We start from the raw sequence: 16,560 nt of genomic DNA, 5'->3' as shown, positions 1-16,560 counted from the left end.
TTTGCGGTTGCCTCCTTCCTCTTCAAACAGAAACAATTGTTTACAAAATGTTGCATTTTTTATTACACTAACAATATCGGTTGATTTGCTGAGAACTTAACCCTTTTTCTAAAAAAATTTGTGCATTTTTTTTTTTTTGAGATTCCACAACACATTGTGTCCTAAAACACTTCTTTATACATTATATTGATCTCATTAAAATAATTTTATCGGCACAGTCACTTGTATATTATCCCAATAAGCAATTCTTGCACTTTTAATTGCCTAGGGTTCTTTTCTTTTTGAATATGTTTTGATGTCTTATAATTGCACGTGGTAAAAAACATCATCTTTTTCTTCTTGTATAATCCCTAAATAACGCTTTGTAATCTGATACGATGAATGGTTGTAGATCATCATCAGCATTGCTGGCGGAACGCCCTGTTTCCATGCATGATAACCAAATGTTTTGCGCAAGGAATGACAGCTGACATTGCCGTCTACCCCTGTCTCCTCTGCTGCCTGCCGCACAATTCTCCAAGCTTGACTGCGGCTGATCGGCTGATTTTTATGACATGCACTATAAAATAAATATTCGTCTGCTTTTTGGCCGTTGTAGCATTGCCGCAATGCATGCAAAACGCAGTCATTCAGTGCAATTTGATTCGTTTTGCCGGTTTTCTGTTCTACCACCTGCAAATGTGCTCGAAATCTTCTACGCTTGTAGTCATAAACATCTTTCCACTGCAAACTTAATACATCTCCAATGCGCAGCGCTGTGTTCAATCCAACCACTATTAATAAGTAATTTCTCATCTTTCCTTTTTCCAAATAGTAGTTTCGGAACCGCTGCAAATCCTCTTCTTTCCTGATAGGACTTGTTGTACTCATTTCCCTTTTCCTTTCCGTTGTACTGCTGATTTATCCTGGAAATGCAAGCATTTCCAGAGGTTGCTACGTTTTTATTCTAATCCTTTGCCTGGAAATACGGAACCCTTGAGCTGGCTATTTCCGGCGCAAAAAACGTAATGCAACATTTTGTAAACGAGGGTTTCTGTTTTGCGAAAGGAGGCAACGATCTAAAACTTAAATTCATGATATCTACGATACGGCACAGTCGTTTTCTTGATATCGACACTGATATGATGGATTTTTCCGGAAATATCTTAACTTTTATTTTCACTGGGGCGAACGGATTCACCCCAAACTCAAAACAAGGAGGTAACTACTATGATAGTACAACACAATATTACAGCAATGAATTCCAACAGAATGTTGGGCTTAACAACTAACTCACTTGCTAAATCTACTGAGAAGCTTTCTTCTGGTTATAGAATCAACCGCGCAGCTGATGATGCAGCAGGTCTTTCTATTTCTGAAAAAATGAGAAAGCAGATCCGTGGTTTGGATCAGGCTTCTACAAACGCTGAAGATGGTATTTCCGCAGTACAGACTGCAGAGGGTGCTTTGAACGAAGTTCACTCTATGCTTAGAGAATGAACGAGTTGGCAGTTCAGTCTGCTAACGGTACAAACTCTGAGTCTGACCGTACAGCTATCCAGAACGAGATTGATCAGTTAACAACTGAGATTGATCGTGTATCTGAGACAACCAAGTTCAATGAGACTTATTTGTTGAAGGGTGATAAGAGTCAGGATAAACAGTATACGTATAGCTACGGAAACTTTAAAAATGGTGTTGATGGTGCAATTGCAGAAACTACTGCAAAAGGTTTGAAATTTGAATTTGCCGGATCTGCTGCCGCTAATACAACCAAGAAAATGCAGGATGAAAAAAATGAATTTATGACTGCTGTACGAGATCAAGGCGTTAAAGTAGAAGCTTACTGGGATACAACTGGAACTGCAGCCCCAAATTATAAGTTAACCTTAAATGGTTCTGCAGCTGATAAATTTACAGTTGTTCAAGACACCACAGATAGAACAAGTTTTAATATCATTGATGCAGACAATAAGACAATTGGTACAGTGACTGTAGGGGCAACCACAGCTCCTACTGCCGGAAGTGACCCTCAATCCGCAACTGTCATTGCAAAAGATGCCGACATGACAGCTGCTACAACAACTAAGGCGCAGGCAAAATACTATGATAAAGATGGTAACTCTATTCCGGCTAATGCTTTGTCACAATATGTTAAATATGATACTACAATTAAAGTCCGCAGTGATGCACCAAAAGTATATGATGCTTTGGGAAAAGAAACAAAGATTAATGTTGCTGATATCTCTGAATTACAGGATCTCACAGCACCTCTTACTGTAAAACTTCATGTCGGTGCTGATGCGACAGCTAACAACCAGATCACTATAAATATTGCATCTATGAGCGCTAAGGGACTTGGCGTTAACGGTCTTAAGGTTGACGGTGCAGACGACACTAACGCACTGAACGCAATCGATACCATCAAGGAATCCATCCAGAAAGTATCCGATCAGCGTTCCGCTCTTGGTGCTGTTCAGAACCGCTTAGAGCACACAATCTCTAACTTGGATAACGTTGTTGAGAACACCACATCCGCTGAGTCTCGTATCCGTGATACAGACATGGCAGAAGAGATGGTTGCTTACTCCAAGAACAACATCCTTCAGCAGGCTGGTCAGTCTATGCTTGCACAGGCTAATCAGGCAAACCAGGGTGTATTGTCCTTGCTTCAGTAATTAACCAAGAATTCATTGTTTTCGAATCGTTCAAACAGAAACATATTTTTATTACAAAATGGAAGAGGAAGTCGTTTCGGCTTCCTCTTTTTGCTGTTTGACTATTATTCTATTAACGCAATTCATGTTATTAAGACACTTCTACTCGCTCCGGCACTGAACACTGACAAGGCATCACCAGATAGCGATCAATCCTTTTCGTCTTGTCCAATCAATACTTTTTTCCCTTCAAAGGCAAATCCGTAATGCCGGATCCGATCTGCTGATATTCCCTGCGCTAACAATTCTGCGTCATAATTTTTCTCTGTAATTTGGTCTAATGCGGACTGAACAGCCTCCTCCAGAGTTTCCTTTCTCATCCGGCTGCACACCTTAAATTCAATAATGATCGCAGGATATTTCTCACGCTCCTGCGGAACCATCATAATATCGTACCTTCCAAATCCACTCTCCCGGTTAGATCGTATCATGTAGATACCCGAATGTTCTGCAATCAATCCGAGCACAAATCCATGATAAAAACGCTCCGGCTCCGGATCGCTTCCATGTTCACTTCCCACGTCAAAATAGCTGAATGTGGCAAGAGCAACTTTATTCATATAATAATTCATTGCCTCCAGATCACCAGCAATCAAGGCTTTCATAAAGTAACCGTAGTTCGCATCTTGATTTTGAAACCAATTCTGAAACATTGTTGTAAACATACTGAGCGTTTCAACATTTGTTATATCCAACGTATACCACGGCTCTCGAGTAATGCCACGATAATCGACCTGTTTCACTTTCAGATATCCGCTGGCAAGCAAAAGACTCCAAATCGCATTTACGTTATGATCTAACTGATTATACACAATCTGCTCATCGAAATTTACGATGATTTCCTGTCCGTTCAAAAGATCCTCCATCTTCTCTTTCACATCGGCAGATGACGTCCGGATCAGTCGGCTCACAAGACCATTGGAGCTCGTGGATGCCCAGTATGGATATAATTTGCGTTCATCCAGATAATTTGTAATAGACCACGGATTGTAAATATCTCTGTGCTCCCCAAACGTAAAACCGTCATACCACTGTTTCACTTCTTCCTTTTTATCTCCCATACCATACTCATCCAGTGCAGCAAAAACTTCCTCCTCCGTAAAACCGAAACAATCTGCATACAGATTAGAAGTCGTCGTCACGACACGTAAGTTATTCAGGTCAGAGAAAATAGGCTCGGTTAATACCGAGCCATTAGAAGTTTGCTCTGCAAACTTCACACGTTTTGGATACCGGACTCTGGTAATTTCCGTCATAATAGCACGCTCTAAATAAGGATTCGTTTTAAATGTCGCATTGAACAGGCTTCTCACAAAAGTCGTAAATTCATCCCAGTATCCCTGAACATACGCCTCCTGCATCGGTGTATCATATTCGTCCAAAAGAATAATGACTTTCTTACCATAATAACGTTCCATCCAGACAGACAAATTTCTCAAAGAATCCTGTGCCGTAACATCATCCATCTTTACTGTTGTCCGGTAATATAATTCACGCTCATCCTCACCAAAAATATCTTCTTTCATGAGATTCCTGTTTTCCCAGTACAGTCTTGCAATCTCCTGTTTGATCTGCGTTTTGGCATCCTCCAGATTTCCGGCTTTCACAGCAGCAAAGCTCAAAAAGATCACAGGATACGCTCCCTGCAGTTTCCGATATGTCTCGTCCTGCCAGATAGAAAGTCCTTCAAACAGATCTGCTCGGTTGGCATATTTTTTGAAAAGAAACATTCCAACATACTCATATTTAATGTCTTACCAAAGCGGCGCGGGCGTGTGATCAATGTTACAACATCCCGATTTTCCCACCATTCTTTTATAAAATTTGTTTTATCTACAAAAAAGCAATCCTGCTCCCTCAGATCAGAAAAAACTTGTATTCCTATACTAATCGTCTTTTTCATATGCCCACCTGCTCTCCTGTCGTTATCTATTTATGATTTTGACCCAATATCATATTTATTACATTGTAACGGCATTACCCAAAGGTTACAAGACAAATCACCCCTTCCATCCACCCAAGATCACCTGTTTTATGGTGCAGGATCTTTTTGTGTTTTGACTATTATGCCGCTAAAATAATTCTACCCGCCCCAGCAACAGATCAATCAAATTACAGTGAAATATGCCGTCTTCGTCATAAAAATGATGTGGTATATCCAATCGCACAATGATCTTCTTAAAGAAATCCTTCGTCAGCATTAGTGATGCTTTCTCCGATGACACTTTCTTATCATTCTCCATCTGAAAAGCCGACTGAATATATATTTTTCGGTCCATATCATTCACCACAAAATCAATCTCTCGCTGCACATTTTTCCCAGCGGTCCGGTCCGTCACAACCCCCACATCCACACTATATCCGCGCCGCAAAAGTTCGATATAAATGATATTTTCCATGATATGCCCCGGGTCGAATTGACGATAATTTAACCGTGCATTTCGCAAGCCAACGTCAACATAATAATACTTATTCGGATACTCAAAATATGATTTACCCTTGATGTCATATCTTTTCGCCATCGAAATCAAAAAGGAGTCTTTGGTATGGGTAATATAATTAGATACCAACGCCGAATGGATCTTTTCTCCACGCATACTCGTCAACGCATTTGCAATATTTGTAGGATTTGTCAATGAACTGATCTGCGAAGCCAAAAAATCCAAAATATTGTTCAGTATATCTTCACGTGTGATCTGATTGCGCTCCACGATATCTTTAATGTACACTTCATCAAATAAAGTGGACAAATATTCTTTCTTTTCCCGCTCATCCTCCATTGTCAGAAGCCGCGGCATCCCACCATATAGCATGTAACTATCCAACGCCTTACGTTCATCACCGCCAACCGCTGCATAAAACTCCGCAAAAGAAAGCGGATATACATGAATCTGCGTTGCACGTCCACGAAATTCCGTCGCAATATCCTTTGATAATCCCTTTGAATTACTCCCTGTCACATACACATCCAAATTGTCATATGCCTTCAGCTCGTTCAACATATCATAAATAGTAACCGGGATTCCTCCATTTTCTTCGTCAACTACACTTGTAGTGAACTGTACTTCATCGACAAACAGATAATACTGCTCTTTCGGCTTATCACAAATAATCGACTCCACGTACTCACAAAGTGTGATAGGATTTCGATACTTACTATATCTTCTCTGATCCAATGAAATCTTAATAATATGACTTTCTTCGACTCCCTGCGCCAGCAAATACGCATAAAATAGTTCAAAAAGAATGACGGACTTGCCACAACGACGTATTCCTGTAAGTACCTTGATCTCACCATTCCACATGGTGTGTATCAGCCGATCGATATAGTTATCTCGTTTCATATATGTTCTTGCGTTAATCATAGTCTCACCTCGTCCTTTTTATATTTTCACCGTAAACTAGCGACGTTATCGTCATAACTTTACTATATTATATCAACATATGTACCATTTATCAAACAAAATCGCACCTTCACCATTTGCTATTTGCTTTATTATTCCCAAATTTCTATTTATTTTGCAAAGAAGCAACAGTTCACAAGTATCACCGTAAACTTACGATGCAAACGGCAATAAGCCCTTAATTTTTGCTACGTACGAGCAAAATGCAACACTTTGTAAACTTTTGTTTCATTATTGTACGAGAGGAGGCAGCTCAAAATCAATGAAAACTCATGACATAATGAGCACTTGTGTTCATCTTAAAAGTTTCTGCGAAACTCCATTCTGCGCCAAATCAAGCACAGAATACAAAATCTGACACAATCGGCACAGTCCATTTCTCATTATTCATGAAACAATTAACTAATCCACTGGGGCGAAAGGATTCACCCCGAACATTTAACACAAGGAGGTAACTACTATGATAGTACAACACAATATTACAGCAATGAATTCCAACAGAATGTTGGGCTTAACAACTAACTCACTTTCTAAATCTACTGAGAAGCTTTCTTCCGGTTATAGAATCAACCGTGCAGCTGATGATGCAGCTGGTCTTTCTATTTCCGAGAAAATGAGAAAGCAGATCCGTGGTTTGGATCAGGCTTCTACAAACGCAGAAGGTGGTATTTCCGCAGTACAGACTGCAGAGGGTGCTTTGAACGAAGTTCACTCTATGCTTCAGAGAATGAACGAGTTGGCAGTTCAGGCAGCTAACGGTACAAACTCTGAGTCTGACCGTACAGCTATCCAGAACGAGATCGATCAGTTGACAACTGAAATTGATCGTGTATCTGAGACAACCAAGTTCAATGAAACTTATTTGTTGAAGGGTGATAAGAGTCAGGATAAACAGTATACGTATAGCTATAAAAACTTTAAGACTCCTACTGCAGCTACTGCAACCTTTAACACAGATGGATCAACAGCAATGACTATCGAATTTGAGCAAAAGACTGCTCCTTCATCTCAAAAAACACAAGACGAAACTAATGAATTATTAATTTCATTAAGAGATCAGGGTGTTAAGGCTACAGCAACTCTTGCAAAAGGACAAGGCGCTGACCAGATAAAATATGGTTTATCATTAACAGGTGATGCAGCCGAAAAATTTACCTTGACAGGTGGAACAGACGGTAAGTTTAATGTCGTTGATAAAGAGAATAATCTAATTGGTACTTTAACTGTAAAAGATAGTAATTTGGCTCAAAGTGCTACCGACGATCAAAGCCAGTCAGCTACATTAATTGCAACAGGTGTAACGGCTGCTAAATCTAATAAGGCTGTTGCTAAATATTATGATAAGGACGGAAATGCTATACCTGCGAACGCTCTTTCAAATTATGTTAAGGCAGATACAGCAGGCACAGCAGTAGAACCTCGAAGCGATGCTCCTAAGGCATACGATGCTGTTGGAAACAAGGCAGACATTGATGTTGCTGATATTGGCCTATTAAAAGATCTTACAGCACCTCTTACAGTAAAACTTCATGTTGGTGCCGATGCTACATCCAACAACCAGATTTCTATAAACATTGCATCTATGAGTGCTAAGGGACTTGGTGTTAATGGTCTTAAGGTTGATGGTGCAGACGACACTAACGCACTGAACGCAATCGATACCATCAAGGAATCCATCCAGAAAGTTTCCGATCAGCGTTCCGCACTTGGTGCTGTTCAGAACCGTTTAGAGCACACAATCTCTAACTTGGATAACGTTGTTGAGAACACCACATCCGCTGAGTCTCGTATCCGTGATACAGATATGGCAGAAGAGATGGTTAACTATTCCAAGAACAACATCCTTCAGCAGGCTGGTCAGTCTATGCTTGCACAGGCAAACCAGGCAAACCAGGGTGTATTGTCCTTGCTTCAGTAATTAACCAAGAGGCATTGTTTTCGAATCGTACAAACAGAAACATATTTTTATTACAAAATGGAAGAGGAAGTCGTTATGGCTTCCTCTTTTTGCGATTAATATATTTGTTTTTATATATTTCTCTTGCAATTATTGCTGTCATATGTTATTATATATTTATACTACTCTACGGATCCAAGCTAGTTATTTCTCATGAAGCTATATCGTCAACCATTCATAAGGCTCTTTGCATGATTTTTCCATTGAATCTACTGACAATCTCTTTTATAATGATATTAGAGTGACGTCCTTATTATGGAAATATGCATGCACTATAACACTGTTTGCATGAATTTTTGAAATTATTCGTAAATTAATTTTGAAATTCTCACTATAAGATAAGGAGGGTTACTTGAATACAGAGATTACAAACGCCATAAATGCTTCGAAAGACAAGGCACAATATGACACGCATGCAAAACGCCTATTGTCTCAAAAAATCATACTGGCACATATTTTGGTAAAGGTAATTGACGAGTTCAAAGACATGAAACCAGAACAAGTCATGGCTTATATCGAGGGTGATCCCATAATTGGAACAATTCCTGTAGATCCCGGATTGACAAATCAGGAACAATTCGACGATTCTGGACAGAGAATTGTGGGATTAAATACAGAAAATGCCGATATTAATGAAGGATTGATACGATTTGATATTGTTTTTTACGTTCGGACAAAAACCGGATTGACAAAAATCATTATCAATATTGAGATTCAAAAAGATGATCCTATTTCATATTCATTATTAAATAGGGCAATCTTCTATGTAAGCCGACTAATATCTTCGCAAAAGGAGCGTGACTTTACAAACTCCAATTACGATGACATTAAACAAGTATTCAGCATTTGGGTCTGTATGGGCATGGGTTGTAATTGCATGAGCCATTTTCATCTGAAAAAGGATGAAATATTAGATCCCTATAATTGGAAAGGCAACCTGAATCTATTAAATATTGTAATGATTGGGATTGCCAAAGAACTGCCAAAACATGAAGAAAAATATGAACTGCATCGGCTTATCGCTGCTTTATTGTCTAATCAATTAAATGAGCAACAAAGGCTCGCGATATTGGAATCAGAATATAATATCCCGATTAACACCGATTTTAGAAAGGACGTGAATGTTATGTGCAATCTTGGACAGGGAATTGAGGATAGAGCAATTGCCGAAACAACAGCAAAAATCATTTTAAACATGTATCACAGTGGCTATTCCCTTGCCCAAATTGCAGATGCTGTTGAGATGACAGAGACCGAGGTTTTAGATATTATAACCTCTGCCTCTGCCTGAACAACCGGTCAGATGCCCTATAGGCACGCTATCACCTTTTCACGCACATCTTCCATATGTGCATCCACAATTCCAAAATCCATTTCTTTATAGCTCCACGCTGCGCGGCCGATATGATACCTATCAAACACCTCGCTGATAGCCTGATACCACTGTAACGTATCCTCCGTTGAGGCAAGATTGATCACCCCATATTCCCCGCAATACAATGGCACGTTTCTTTCCTCAGCTACTGCTAGTGCATCCGCAAAGAACTGATCAAAAAAACTGCTGCCGAATAAACATTCTTCCTGTTTTACCGGTTCGAGCATAATTTCATTATTCGGCAAATACTTTTTAGTCAATTTCTTAATCTCATCAACCGTCTTGTGCAAAGCCATCCTAAAATCTTCCGGCATTCCATCAACCCAGTATCCACCCTGATGAGTAAATATTAACGGCTCATAGCAATGAAAATTATATACGATATTTTCATCCGCCGGTGCAGCCAGTGAGCGTACTGCCAAAACACAATTGTTCCAATAACCGCCGATCAATATCTTCGTCGTTGGAGCAATCCGGCGAATCCGACGAATACATTCCTGTGAAATCTGATTCCAGCGATCCATTGTGTTTTTATCAGTCACCTCATTTAACAATTCAAAAGCAACATGATCTCCGTATTTTGCATACCGTTTAGCCATCTCCTCCCACAGGCTGTAAAACATTTCCTGGTACTTGCTATTGTCAAAGAAGCCCGCTTCCTTTTCCCCCTGATCAAAGGAATAACCCGCCGTCTTATGCAAATCGAGGATAATATTCAAACCATATTTTCTGCACCAATGAATAGCCTTCCTGACATACTCAAAGCCGCTTTCTATAAATGTACCATCCTGATCCTGCAAAACATTATAGTCTATCGGCAGGCGCACATGATCAACTGGCCAATCACTAATTCGCTTAATATCTTCCTCAACAATAAAATGCTCTAGTCTTTCTTTGCTATAGTCACATTGTGACAACCATCCACCCAAATTCACACCGTGCTCAAATCCAATCCATCGTCTCATAGTAATCACCATTCCTTTCCAAAATAATTACAATGATTATTTCCTGATAATGCATTCATCACCGGAATTATCATTCATCGTCTGTACTCATCATAGTAATTTTTGAAGTAATATGATATAATATTTCCGAGATAAATATCATAAAACCTATTCTTATTTCAACAGTAATTATGAAAAAAGCATATTTTGTATGCTTAGGAAAGGACTGGGCTAATTATGACCGTTAAGCAAGAATTAAACCAACTGCTGTATAAGCAGCAGGAAGAATCCTATTCTCATATTTCCATAGAAGAGGAGTTTGCTTTTTACCGCAATATTGCAAGCGGAAACCTGGATATGCTGCAGGGAGACCTTTTGACTGAAAACCGCGAACATATGGGTATTCTTTCGCATAATTCGCTGCAAAACCGCAAATACCATCTTGTCATTTTAGTTGCTATGATCACACGTTTTTGCATTGAAAGCGGTCTCGAACCCGAAGAATCCTACACGTTAAGCGATCTATTTATCCGCAAAATAGATTCCGCCATATCAGAAAAGCAACTCGAAACAATCAAGATCGATGTGATCACAGAATTCACTAACACCATGCACGCCATCAAACAGGGCAAAAATTATTCCTACCATGTACGCCATGGAATCGATTATATCAGTAAGCATATTACGGAATCGATATCCGGCATAGATGTTGCCAACGCTCTCGGACTGAACCGTGACTATCTGTCCCATCTTTTTCAAAAAGAAACAGGATGCCCGCTACAGAGGTTTATCCTCCGTAAAAAATGCGAAACATCCTGTTATATGCTTAAAAACAGTTCTATCAGCTGCACAGACATAAGCTCATTTCTCGGCTTTGCTTCTTGCAGTCATTATATAAAATGTTTTCGTGAAGAATACGGCATCACCCCAGGCAAATACCGCACACAAGGAGATTTTTAAGTCAAGCACTATTCCGTTGCTTCTGGCTTATTTATCTCCGGTTTTGATCAAAATATGTGGATTTTAACCACAAGACCCGCATCGCTTCCGACACGCTTTATCTCTGGTTTTAATCCTATTTAACAAGCACTGCCTATGCAATCTCATAATTACTGTTACTGGCACAGTTTTCCGACAATCTGATTGATATCCTTGCCGTTTGCCTTTCCTTTTAACTCAGCCATAACAGCCTTCATGATCTGACCTTTATTTTTAGTAGCGATCACATCTGCAAACTGTGTCTTTAACACTTCCTCAATTTCCTCCGGTGACATCATCTTCGGAGCATACTCCTTGATCACATCCAGTCGAGCCTGATACTCTGCTTTCAGATCCTCACGGTCTGCCGGACAACTGTCCACCTGTTCCTGCGCTGTTTTTTCTTCTTTTATAATAGCGCGGTCTACCAATTCTTCCGGAATATCGTCTCTCTTTCCTTCATCAATAGCAAGTTTCTTTACTGCAGAAATCAAAGATGAAATCGTATCCTTTCGTGCTTTATCTCTTGCCTTCATTGCTGCTACCATATCACTCTGTAATTTTTTGAACTCCATAATAATCCTCCATTTCTCTGACAATACCATATCGTCTGCCAGACACAACGTTTCGAGCTTTTGCTTTCATTCGCCTCAATACACCAATCTAGCTATGCATATCCAGCGTAACTTCCTCTTCAAAGGATATTCCCTTTTTGGTTGGAAGTCAAGTCACCTTCCCATATTCCTTGGCAGCCTTCTCATATTCCTTTGAAGCCTTATGAACCATATTTCCTTGGCAGCTTTGTGAACCATATTCCTTAGCAGCCTCTGCCTATAATTATTTTGTTTATTCTATTGTTATTTATTTCAATTCATTGTATATTATTTATGGTGCCTTATTTTGTACAAGTTACAAATATCAAGACATCTATAAGCCATAACCTGCTTATATTTACAATTATATTGTGTGTATATTTTAGACTGAACAATTTTCATTCTGCTTTATACTTTTAGGTTATGTAAAGAGGTGAAGAAATGTATAATATTGTTATATGCGATGATAATGAAATATTTTGTTTTCAGCTGGAAGACATTCTAAACAGAATATTTAAGGGGAGACCAACTCCTCCACGAATAACTATGTTTAATGAAGCTGAAAAATTAGAAGAATACATAGCAAATGACATGTCCATTGATCTTCTCTTCCTTGATATTGAATTCCATTCCGAATCGGTGAATGGAGTAAATATTGCACAGTTTTTGCGTGAACAGTCAGAAGGGCAAGCAACACAAGTTGTATTTGTTTCCTCTAAGAGTGAATATGCAATGCAATTATTTCAAGTGCGACCGTTAGATTTTATCATAAAGCCAATTGACTTTGATAAAATTTTACATGTAGTAAAAACGTATGAACGCCTATACGAAACTACCAATAAATATTTTTCATTTACTTTTAATAAAGTAAAACATTTTGCAGATTGCCGTAAAATTGTTTATTTCCAGAGTTCCGGCAGAAATGTCCGGATTGCAACAACGCATGGTAATCTATTATGTTATGATAAACTTTCCAAAATAATAAAGGAATTACCACCAAATCTGTTTGTGCAATTACATAAATCCTATATAGTAAATATAAGCTTTATTGTAGAATACAGCGCAAACGAAGTTGTGATGAGCGATGGTGTACATATACCGATCAGCTATTCCCGCAAAGAAGATGTACATAATTTTTTGAGATTAAATTATTAATTGTTGTACCTGTTTTTAAGGGAAAGGCATTATATTAGAAATCCATGTACGATAATCGCAAACAAACCCGGTAAACTTTCAGACTAAGGTGTCAATTACTTGAAATGAATGGTATTTTCATTATTTTGAATGTTCAGATAAGCTCTATTTCTCATATTCAAAAATTGACCATTTTATCAATGTAAACATTGACGCCTTTTTTCTGTAATTACCAGAAAACAGCAGAAAGAAGGACTACAGATGAACTACTACTCTTTATTTTTTGATACCGTGATCAATATTGCCGGATACTTTATATTGGTTAGCTGTCTGAGTTTATTTTTACATGAGAAAAAAATAAATAAAACCTTCAAAAGCGCAGTAATTTGCACAGTGTGGTTTGTTATCTGGCTGATCAATACCTTTGGAAACAGCGTTAATCTTAACACATTTATTTCATTTGCAGGCTATATGCTAATCTGTCTTCTAATTTATAGAGGATCTGTAGCCAAAAAAATTTTGTCGACTGTTTTTGTCATGGCATTAAGCATTCTTTGCGAAGGTATTGTATTTTTAATAATGCAAAAAATCACAATTATCCCTTTTAACTATACTCTTGGTAGTGCATTTTCTGTACTGCTTTACTTTTTATTTGTAATATTCCTTAACCGCTTTTATAATATGCGTTCTTCCACGCCAATGCCTTTTCATATTTATTTTGCATTTATTATAATATTGGTGGGAAGCGTTGTTTTGTGTGATCTGCTGGTCAATCTTGGCAATAAAAACGAAAATCTGACTATGCTTGCTATGGGGATCCTATGTCTTATAAATATGCTTATCTATTATATGATGGATAAGACCAATCAGATGTATCAGCAGGTACTGCAGCAAGAGGCTATTTCTCAACAAAATGAATTCTACATGCAGCAAATTGCTCTGACCAAAGAAGCCAGTAATCGTGTAAACGCTTTGCAGCACGATTTCAAAAACCATTGTCAAACTGTTGCTTACTACTTAGATTGTAAGCAGCCTGATAAAGCAAGTGAATATGTTTTAGGTTTATATAATATGGTTATACCACGTAATCAATACATTAACTCTACCAATATTGCAGTTGACAGCTCAATCAATTTTTACCTATCAAAGGCAGCAAAGTTAAACACCAAACTTTCGTTATCTATAGCAGTTCCACCGGACATATTTGTTAGTGATCTGGATATTAGTATTACCCTTGGAAATCTGCTGAGCAACGCAATAGAAGCCCTAGAAAAATTACAAGACGATGCGGAGCGTAAACTTTCTGTATCTATCCTTTATAAAATGAGCACTTTGTATCTCGAAATTAAAAATACTTTTAGTGGCTCTCTTAAGAAAATTGATAAGGTCACTTTTAAATCAACAAAAAAGGACTCCAGAAATCACGGTTATGGGTTATCTAATGTTAATGAAGTTGTGGAAAAATATGATGGGATTAGTTCCTTTACGACCGAGGGCAATTGGTTTATTGTAAATATCACCCTTTTTTCAGAAAAAAAGAACTCTCAACTTCAAGAATAATATAGTCTCATTTCTAATTATTATCTTCTTTTTTTGTTATCTAATATATGATATTTTTGCAAAATTTGACCATTTTTTCGATATTTTGATTATCAAACCTTTTATTTTTGACATATAACCTTATATTTTTGACATATACCAAAAGTAGTACTTTTTTCCTGTTATAATATAAATGTAACAGCAAATCATCGGTTGGATATACCAAATATATTCATCCCGCTACATTTGAAAGGAGTCATTATGAAAAAACTTATTTTATTTGTAAGCAAAAACTTGTGCAACGTTGCTGTGTTTGCTGCAGCTTTTGCCGTAACAACATCATGTTCACGTTGGTTTTACCAGGAAGAATTAGACGAGCAAGTAATGAGTTTAAATCGTTACCGCGATTAAAACATGATTGATCGTTTAGTGAATTATTTCCGATCCTTAGGATTGGTAGATGATTCCAATGACAAAATAATTAAATATGGATTGCGACGTGTATGTTTATTCCTAACTGATTTTGCAATAATTTTATTATTGTCGTATCTCTTAGGAAATATATGGGTGGGGATCTTGTTCGAACTAGCGTATTCCCTATTACGCATTTATGCAGGAGGCTTTCATGCATCAAAAGAAGCTTATTGTTTTGTTTTATCATACTCTAGCATAATCATAAGCCTCTGTCTGATAAATTACATGCACATATCAACTTTCTTGATGTTCATTGCTTGCATAACAATGTTCATTTCTATAGTTCTATTATCCCCCATAGAGCACAAGAACAAACCCTTGTGTAAGAAAGAACGGATAATATATCGCCGCAATACCATAATAATTCTCATTGCAGAATTAGGTGCACTTTTTTATTTTAATTGGAGTCATCAATTATTATTTGCGAAATCAATTTTAGCAGCCATACTTTTGGTTGGACTTGCTCAGTGGTTTGCATTGTTACAAAAGAAATTCTAATTATGTATTTCATCAATTAGAATACAAAATATTATTTGACATCTGGAGCTATCTCTCTATGATAGCTCCCTTTTCTTTTTAAAAGATTGAGGTGTGAAAAATCCTTTTTTGGATATTCTTTTTGTGCTGGGATATTTTAAGCTTTTTGTGCTGTGCTGGGATATTTTAAGGCGATGCGACGCATCGTTGATAGATATTATGGTCAAAAATTCAGAAAAATAGCCTGTCAGGGAAATTTAGGCCTTTTGACACTTAAGACACTTTAATCCTATTAAAAAAGCAAAGCCAGCGCTTTGCTTTGCAAGAATTGTTAAAGCAATTCTTGTTGGCTTCCCTCTACGTTACGAGCATTTTCCTATAAAGTAAAAAAAGCTCATAGATAAACTATGAGCTTTTTACGTGAGACACGGGGGATTCGAACCCCCGACAACTTGATTAAAAGTCAAGTGCTCTACCAACTGAGCTAGTATCCCATCCGTCTTATAAAAGACGAATGCCCAGAACCGGAATCGAACCAGTGACACGCGGATTTTCAGTCCGCTGCTCTACCAACTGAGCTATCTGGGCATAATCAGATATTTCTATCCAATATCTAAGTAGCGGGGACAGGATTTGAACCTATGACCTTCGGGTTATGAGCCCGACGAGCTTCCTAGCTGCTCCACCCCGCGGCATAATTTATAAAACCTCTGATAAATTATATGCGGTTCATTCTACACTTAGAACAAATCGTTCCACTATCTTAGGTTAAGTGGATGGAGAAGGATTCGAACCTTCGAAAGCGTAGCTAACAGATTTACAGTCTGCCCCCTTTGGCCACTCGGGAATCCATCCATAAGCCGATGATCGGACTCGAACCGATAACCTGCTGATTACAAATCAGCTGCTCTGCCAATTGAGCCACATCGGCATTTTTATTAATAATGGGACCTACAGGGCTCGAACCTGTGACCCTCTGCTTGTAAGGC

13 protein-coding genes, 6 tRNA genes and 1 pseudogene (1 of these 20 running past the window's edge) are annotated in these 16,560 nt (G+C 38.2%); 8 read left to right on the top strand and 12 right to left on the bottom strand.

Features of this window, described 5'->3' with window-relative positions:
* Positions 1-300: 300 nt before the first annotated feature.
* On the bottom strand, positions 301-870 hold the full coding sequence (locus DXB73_RS13995; protein ID WP_118691534.1) for a tyrosine-type recombinase/integrase: 570 nt from the start codon (positions 868-870) through the stop codon (positions 301-303).
* Between the two features lie 339 nt (positions 871-1,209).
* On the opposite strand from DXB73_RS13995, the pseudogene DXB73_RS15210 reads away from it, so the two are divergent.
* Positions 1,210-1,565 (top strand): annotated as a pseudogene (locus tag DXB73_RS15210) (flagellin); the annotation flags it as partial.
* Positions 1,566-1,760: 195 nt separating this feature from the next.
* Positions 1,761-2,657, top strand: coding sequence for a flagellin (locus tag DXB73_RS15205; RefSeq protein ID WP_347560014.1), 897 nt, complete (start codon positions 1,761-1,763; stop codon positions 2,655-2,657).
* 188 nt (positions 2,658-2,845) lie between these two features.
* On the opposite strand, the gene DXB73_RS13985 is transcribed toward DXB73_RS15205, so the two are convergent.
* The 3 genes from DXB73_RS13985 to DXB73_RS13980 all read right to left on the bottom strand — a co-directional run bounded on the left by DXB73_RS13985 (position 2,846) and on the right by DXB73_RS13980 (position 6,061).
* A complete protein-coding gene (locus DXB73_RS13985) occupies positions 2,846-4,426 on the bottom strand; it encodes an AAA family ATPase (RefSeq protein WP_347559555.1) in 1,581 nt (526 codons plus the stop codon).
* Positions 4,324-4,599 carry an AAA family ATPase gene (locus DXB73_RS15200; protein ID WP_347559556.1) on the bottom strand — a complete coding sequence of 92 codons (276 nt, stop codon included), beginning with the start codon at positions 4,597-4,599 and terminating at the stop codon, positions 4,324-4,326. The genes DXB73_RS13985 and DXB73_RS15200 overlap by 103 nt, the downstream gene beginning before the upstream one ends.
* A 169-nt stretch (positions 4,600-4,768) precedes the next feature.
* A complete protein-coding gene (locus tag DXB73_RS13980) occupies positions 4,769-6,061 on the bottom strand; it encodes an ATP-binding protein (RefSeq protein ID WP_243104160.1) in 1,293 nt (430 codons plus the stop codon).
* 499 nt (positions 6,062-6,560) lie between these two features.
* On the opposite strand from DXB73_RS13980, the gene DXB73_RS13975 reads away from it, so the two are divergent.
* The gene (locus DXB73_RS13975) at positions 6,561-8,018 is read left to right on the top strand and encodes a flagellin (RefSeq protein WP_118691533.1); all 1,458 of its coding nucleotides are present in this window, start codon (positions 6,561-6,563) and stop codon (positions 8,016-8,018) included.
* Between the two features lie 391 nt (positions 8,019-8,409).
* Complete coding sequence (locus DXB73_RS13970) at positions 8,410-9,348, top strand: PD-(D/E)XK nuclease family transposase (protein ID WP_118691532.1); 939 nt, start codon at positions 8,410-8,412, stop codon at positions 9,346-9,348.
* Between the two features lie 17 nt (positions 9,349-9,365).
* On the opposite strand, the gene DXB73_RS13965 is transcribed toward DXB73_RS13970, so the two are convergent.
* Entirely contained in the window at positions 9,366-10,397 is a 1,032-nt protein-coding gene (locus tag DXB73_RS13965) for a cellulase family glycosylhydrolase (RefSeq protein ID WP_118691531.1), read from the bottom strand.
* Positions 10,398-10,733: 336 nt separating this feature from the next.
* On the opposite strand from DXB73_RS13965, the gene DXB73_RS13960 reads away from it, so the two are divergent.
* Positions 10,734-11,336 carry a helix-turn-helix domain-containing protein gene (locus DXB73_RS13960; RefSeq protein WP_207665567.1) on the top strand — a complete coding sequence of 201 codons (603 nt, stop codon included), beginning with the start codon at positions 10,734-10,736 and terminating at the stop codon, positions 11,334-11,336.
* A 155-nt stretch (positions 11,337-11,491) separates the two neighbouring features.
* Here DXB73_RS13960 and DXB73_RS13955 read toward each other — a convergent pair whose 3' ends face one another.
* Positions 11,492-11,929 carry a GatB/YqeY domain-containing protein gene (locus DXB73_RS13955; RefSeq protein ID WP_022024287.1) on the bottom strand — a complete coding sequence of 146 codons (438 nt, stop codon included), beginning with the start codon at positions 11,927-11,929 and terminating at the stop codon, positions 11,492-11,494.
* A 459-nt stretch (positions 11,930-12,388) separates the two neighbouring features.
* On the opposite strand from DXB73_RS13955, the gene DXB73_RS13950 reads away from it, so the two are divergent.
* The 3 genes from DXB73_RS13950 (at position 12,389) to DXB73_RS13940 (ending at position 15,031) form a co-directional block, all read left to right on the top strand.
* Complete coding sequence (locus tag DXB73_RS13950; protein WP_118691529.1) at positions 12,389-13,102, top strand: LytTR family DNA-binding domain-containing protein; 714 nt, start codon at positions 12,389-12,391, stop codon at positions 13,100-13,102.
* Between the two features lie 240 nt (positions 13,103-13,342).
* The gene (locus DXB73_RS13945; protein ID WP_118691528.1) at positions 13,343-14,641 is read left to right on the top strand and encodes a sensor histidine kinase; all 1,299 of its coding nucleotides are present in this window, start codon (positions 13,343-13,345) and stop codon (positions 14,639-14,641) included.
* 240 nt (positions 14,642-14,881) lie between these two features.
* Positions 14,882-15,031 (top strand): cyclic lactone autoinducer peptide, encoded by a 150-nt coding sequence (locus tag DXB73_RS13940; RefSeq protein WP_118691527.1) that lies wholly within the window; start codon positions 14,882-14,884, stop codon positions 15,029-15,031.
* A gap of 961 nt (positions 15,032-15,992) precedes the next feature.
* Here the strand turns inward: DXB73_RS13940 and DXB73_RS13930 are convergent.
* From DXB73_RS13930 to DXB73_RS13905, 6 genes are all read right to left on the bottom strand, one after another.
* Positions 15,993-16,065 (bottom strand) — tRNA-Lys (locus DXB73_RS13930).
* A 21-nt stretch (positions 16,066-16,086) separates the two neighbouring features.
* Positions 16,087-16,159: transfer RNA gene (locus DXB73_RS13925), tRNA-Phe, on the bottom strand.
* Positions 16,160-16,189: 30 nt separating this feature from the next.
* Positions 16,190-16,263: transfer RNA gene (locus tag DXB73_RS13920), tRNA-Met, on the bottom strand.
* An 81-nt stretch (positions 16,264-16,344) separates the two neighbouring features.
* Positions 16,345-16,426: transfer RNA gene (locus DXB73_RS13915), tRNA-Tyr, on the bottom strand.
* A gap of 3 nt (positions 16,427-16,429) precedes the next feature.
* Positions 16,430-16,502 (bottom strand) — tRNA-Thr (locus tag DXB73_RS13910).
* Positions 16,503-16,516: 14 nt separating this feature from the next.
* Positions 16,517-16,560, bottom strand: a tRNA-OTHER gene (locus DXB73_RS13905) (it continues 58 nt past the right edge of the window).

Source organism: Clostridium sp. OM05-6BH, assembly GCF_003481635.1.
Lineage (GTDB): Bacteria > Bacillota > Clostridia > Lachnospirales > Lachnospiraceae > Butyribacter.
Note: the sequence above shows the minus strand (reverse complement) of the source record. Positions and strands in the feature narration are given on the sequence as shown.

Excerpts from the sequence above, each read along its gene's own strand:
- DXB73_RS13995 (WP_118691534.1), bottom strand. The coding sequence starts at position 870 with ATGAGTACAACAAGTCCTATCAGGAAAGAAGAGGATTTGCAGCGGTTC.
- DXB73_RS15205 (WP_347560014.1), top strand. The coding sequence starts at position 1,761 with ATGCAGGATGAAAAAAATGAATTTATGACTGCTGTACGAGATCAAGGC.
- DXB73_RS13985 (WP_347559555.1), bottom strand. The coding sequence starts at position 4,426 with ATGTTTCTTTTCAAAAAATATGCCAACCGAGCAGATCTGTTTGAAGGA.
- DXB73_RS15200 (WP_347559556.1), bottom strand. The coding sequence starts at position 4,599 with ATGAAAAAGACGATTAGTATAGGAATACAAGTTTTTTCTGATCTGAGG.
- DXB73_RS13980 (WP_243104160.1), bottom strand. The coding sequence starts at position 6,061 with ATGATTAACGCAAGAACATATATGAAACGAGATAACTATATCGATCGG.
- DXB73_RS13975 (WP_118691533.1), top strand. The coding sequence starts at position 6,561 with ATGATAGTACAACACAATATTACAGCAATGAATTCCAACAGAATGTTG.
- DXB73_RS13965 (WP_118691531.1), bottom strand. The coding sequence starts at position 10,397 with ATGAGACGATGGATTGGATTTGAGCACGGTGTGAATTTGGGTGGATGG.
- DXB73_RS13960 (WP_207665567.1), top strand. The coding sequence starts at position 10,734 with ATGCTGCAGGGAGACCTTTTGACTGAAAACCGCGAACATATGGGTATT.
- DXB73_RS13955 (WP_022024287.1), bottom strand. The coding sequence starts at position 11,929 with ATGGAGTTCAAAAAATTACAGAGTGATATGGTAGCAGCAATGAAGGCA.
- DXB73_RS13950 (WP_118691529.1), top strand. The coding sequence starts at position 12,389 with ATGTATAATATTGTTATATGCGATGATAATGAAATATTTTGTTTTCAG.
- DXB73_RS13945 (WP_118691528.1), top strand. The coding sequence starts at position 13,343 with ATGAACTACTACTCTTTATTTTTTGATACCGTGATCAATATTGCCGGA.
- DXB73_RS13940 (WP_118691527.1), top strand. The coding sequence starts at position 14,882 with ATGAAAAAACTTATTTTATTTGTAAGCAAAAACTTGTGCAACGTTGCT.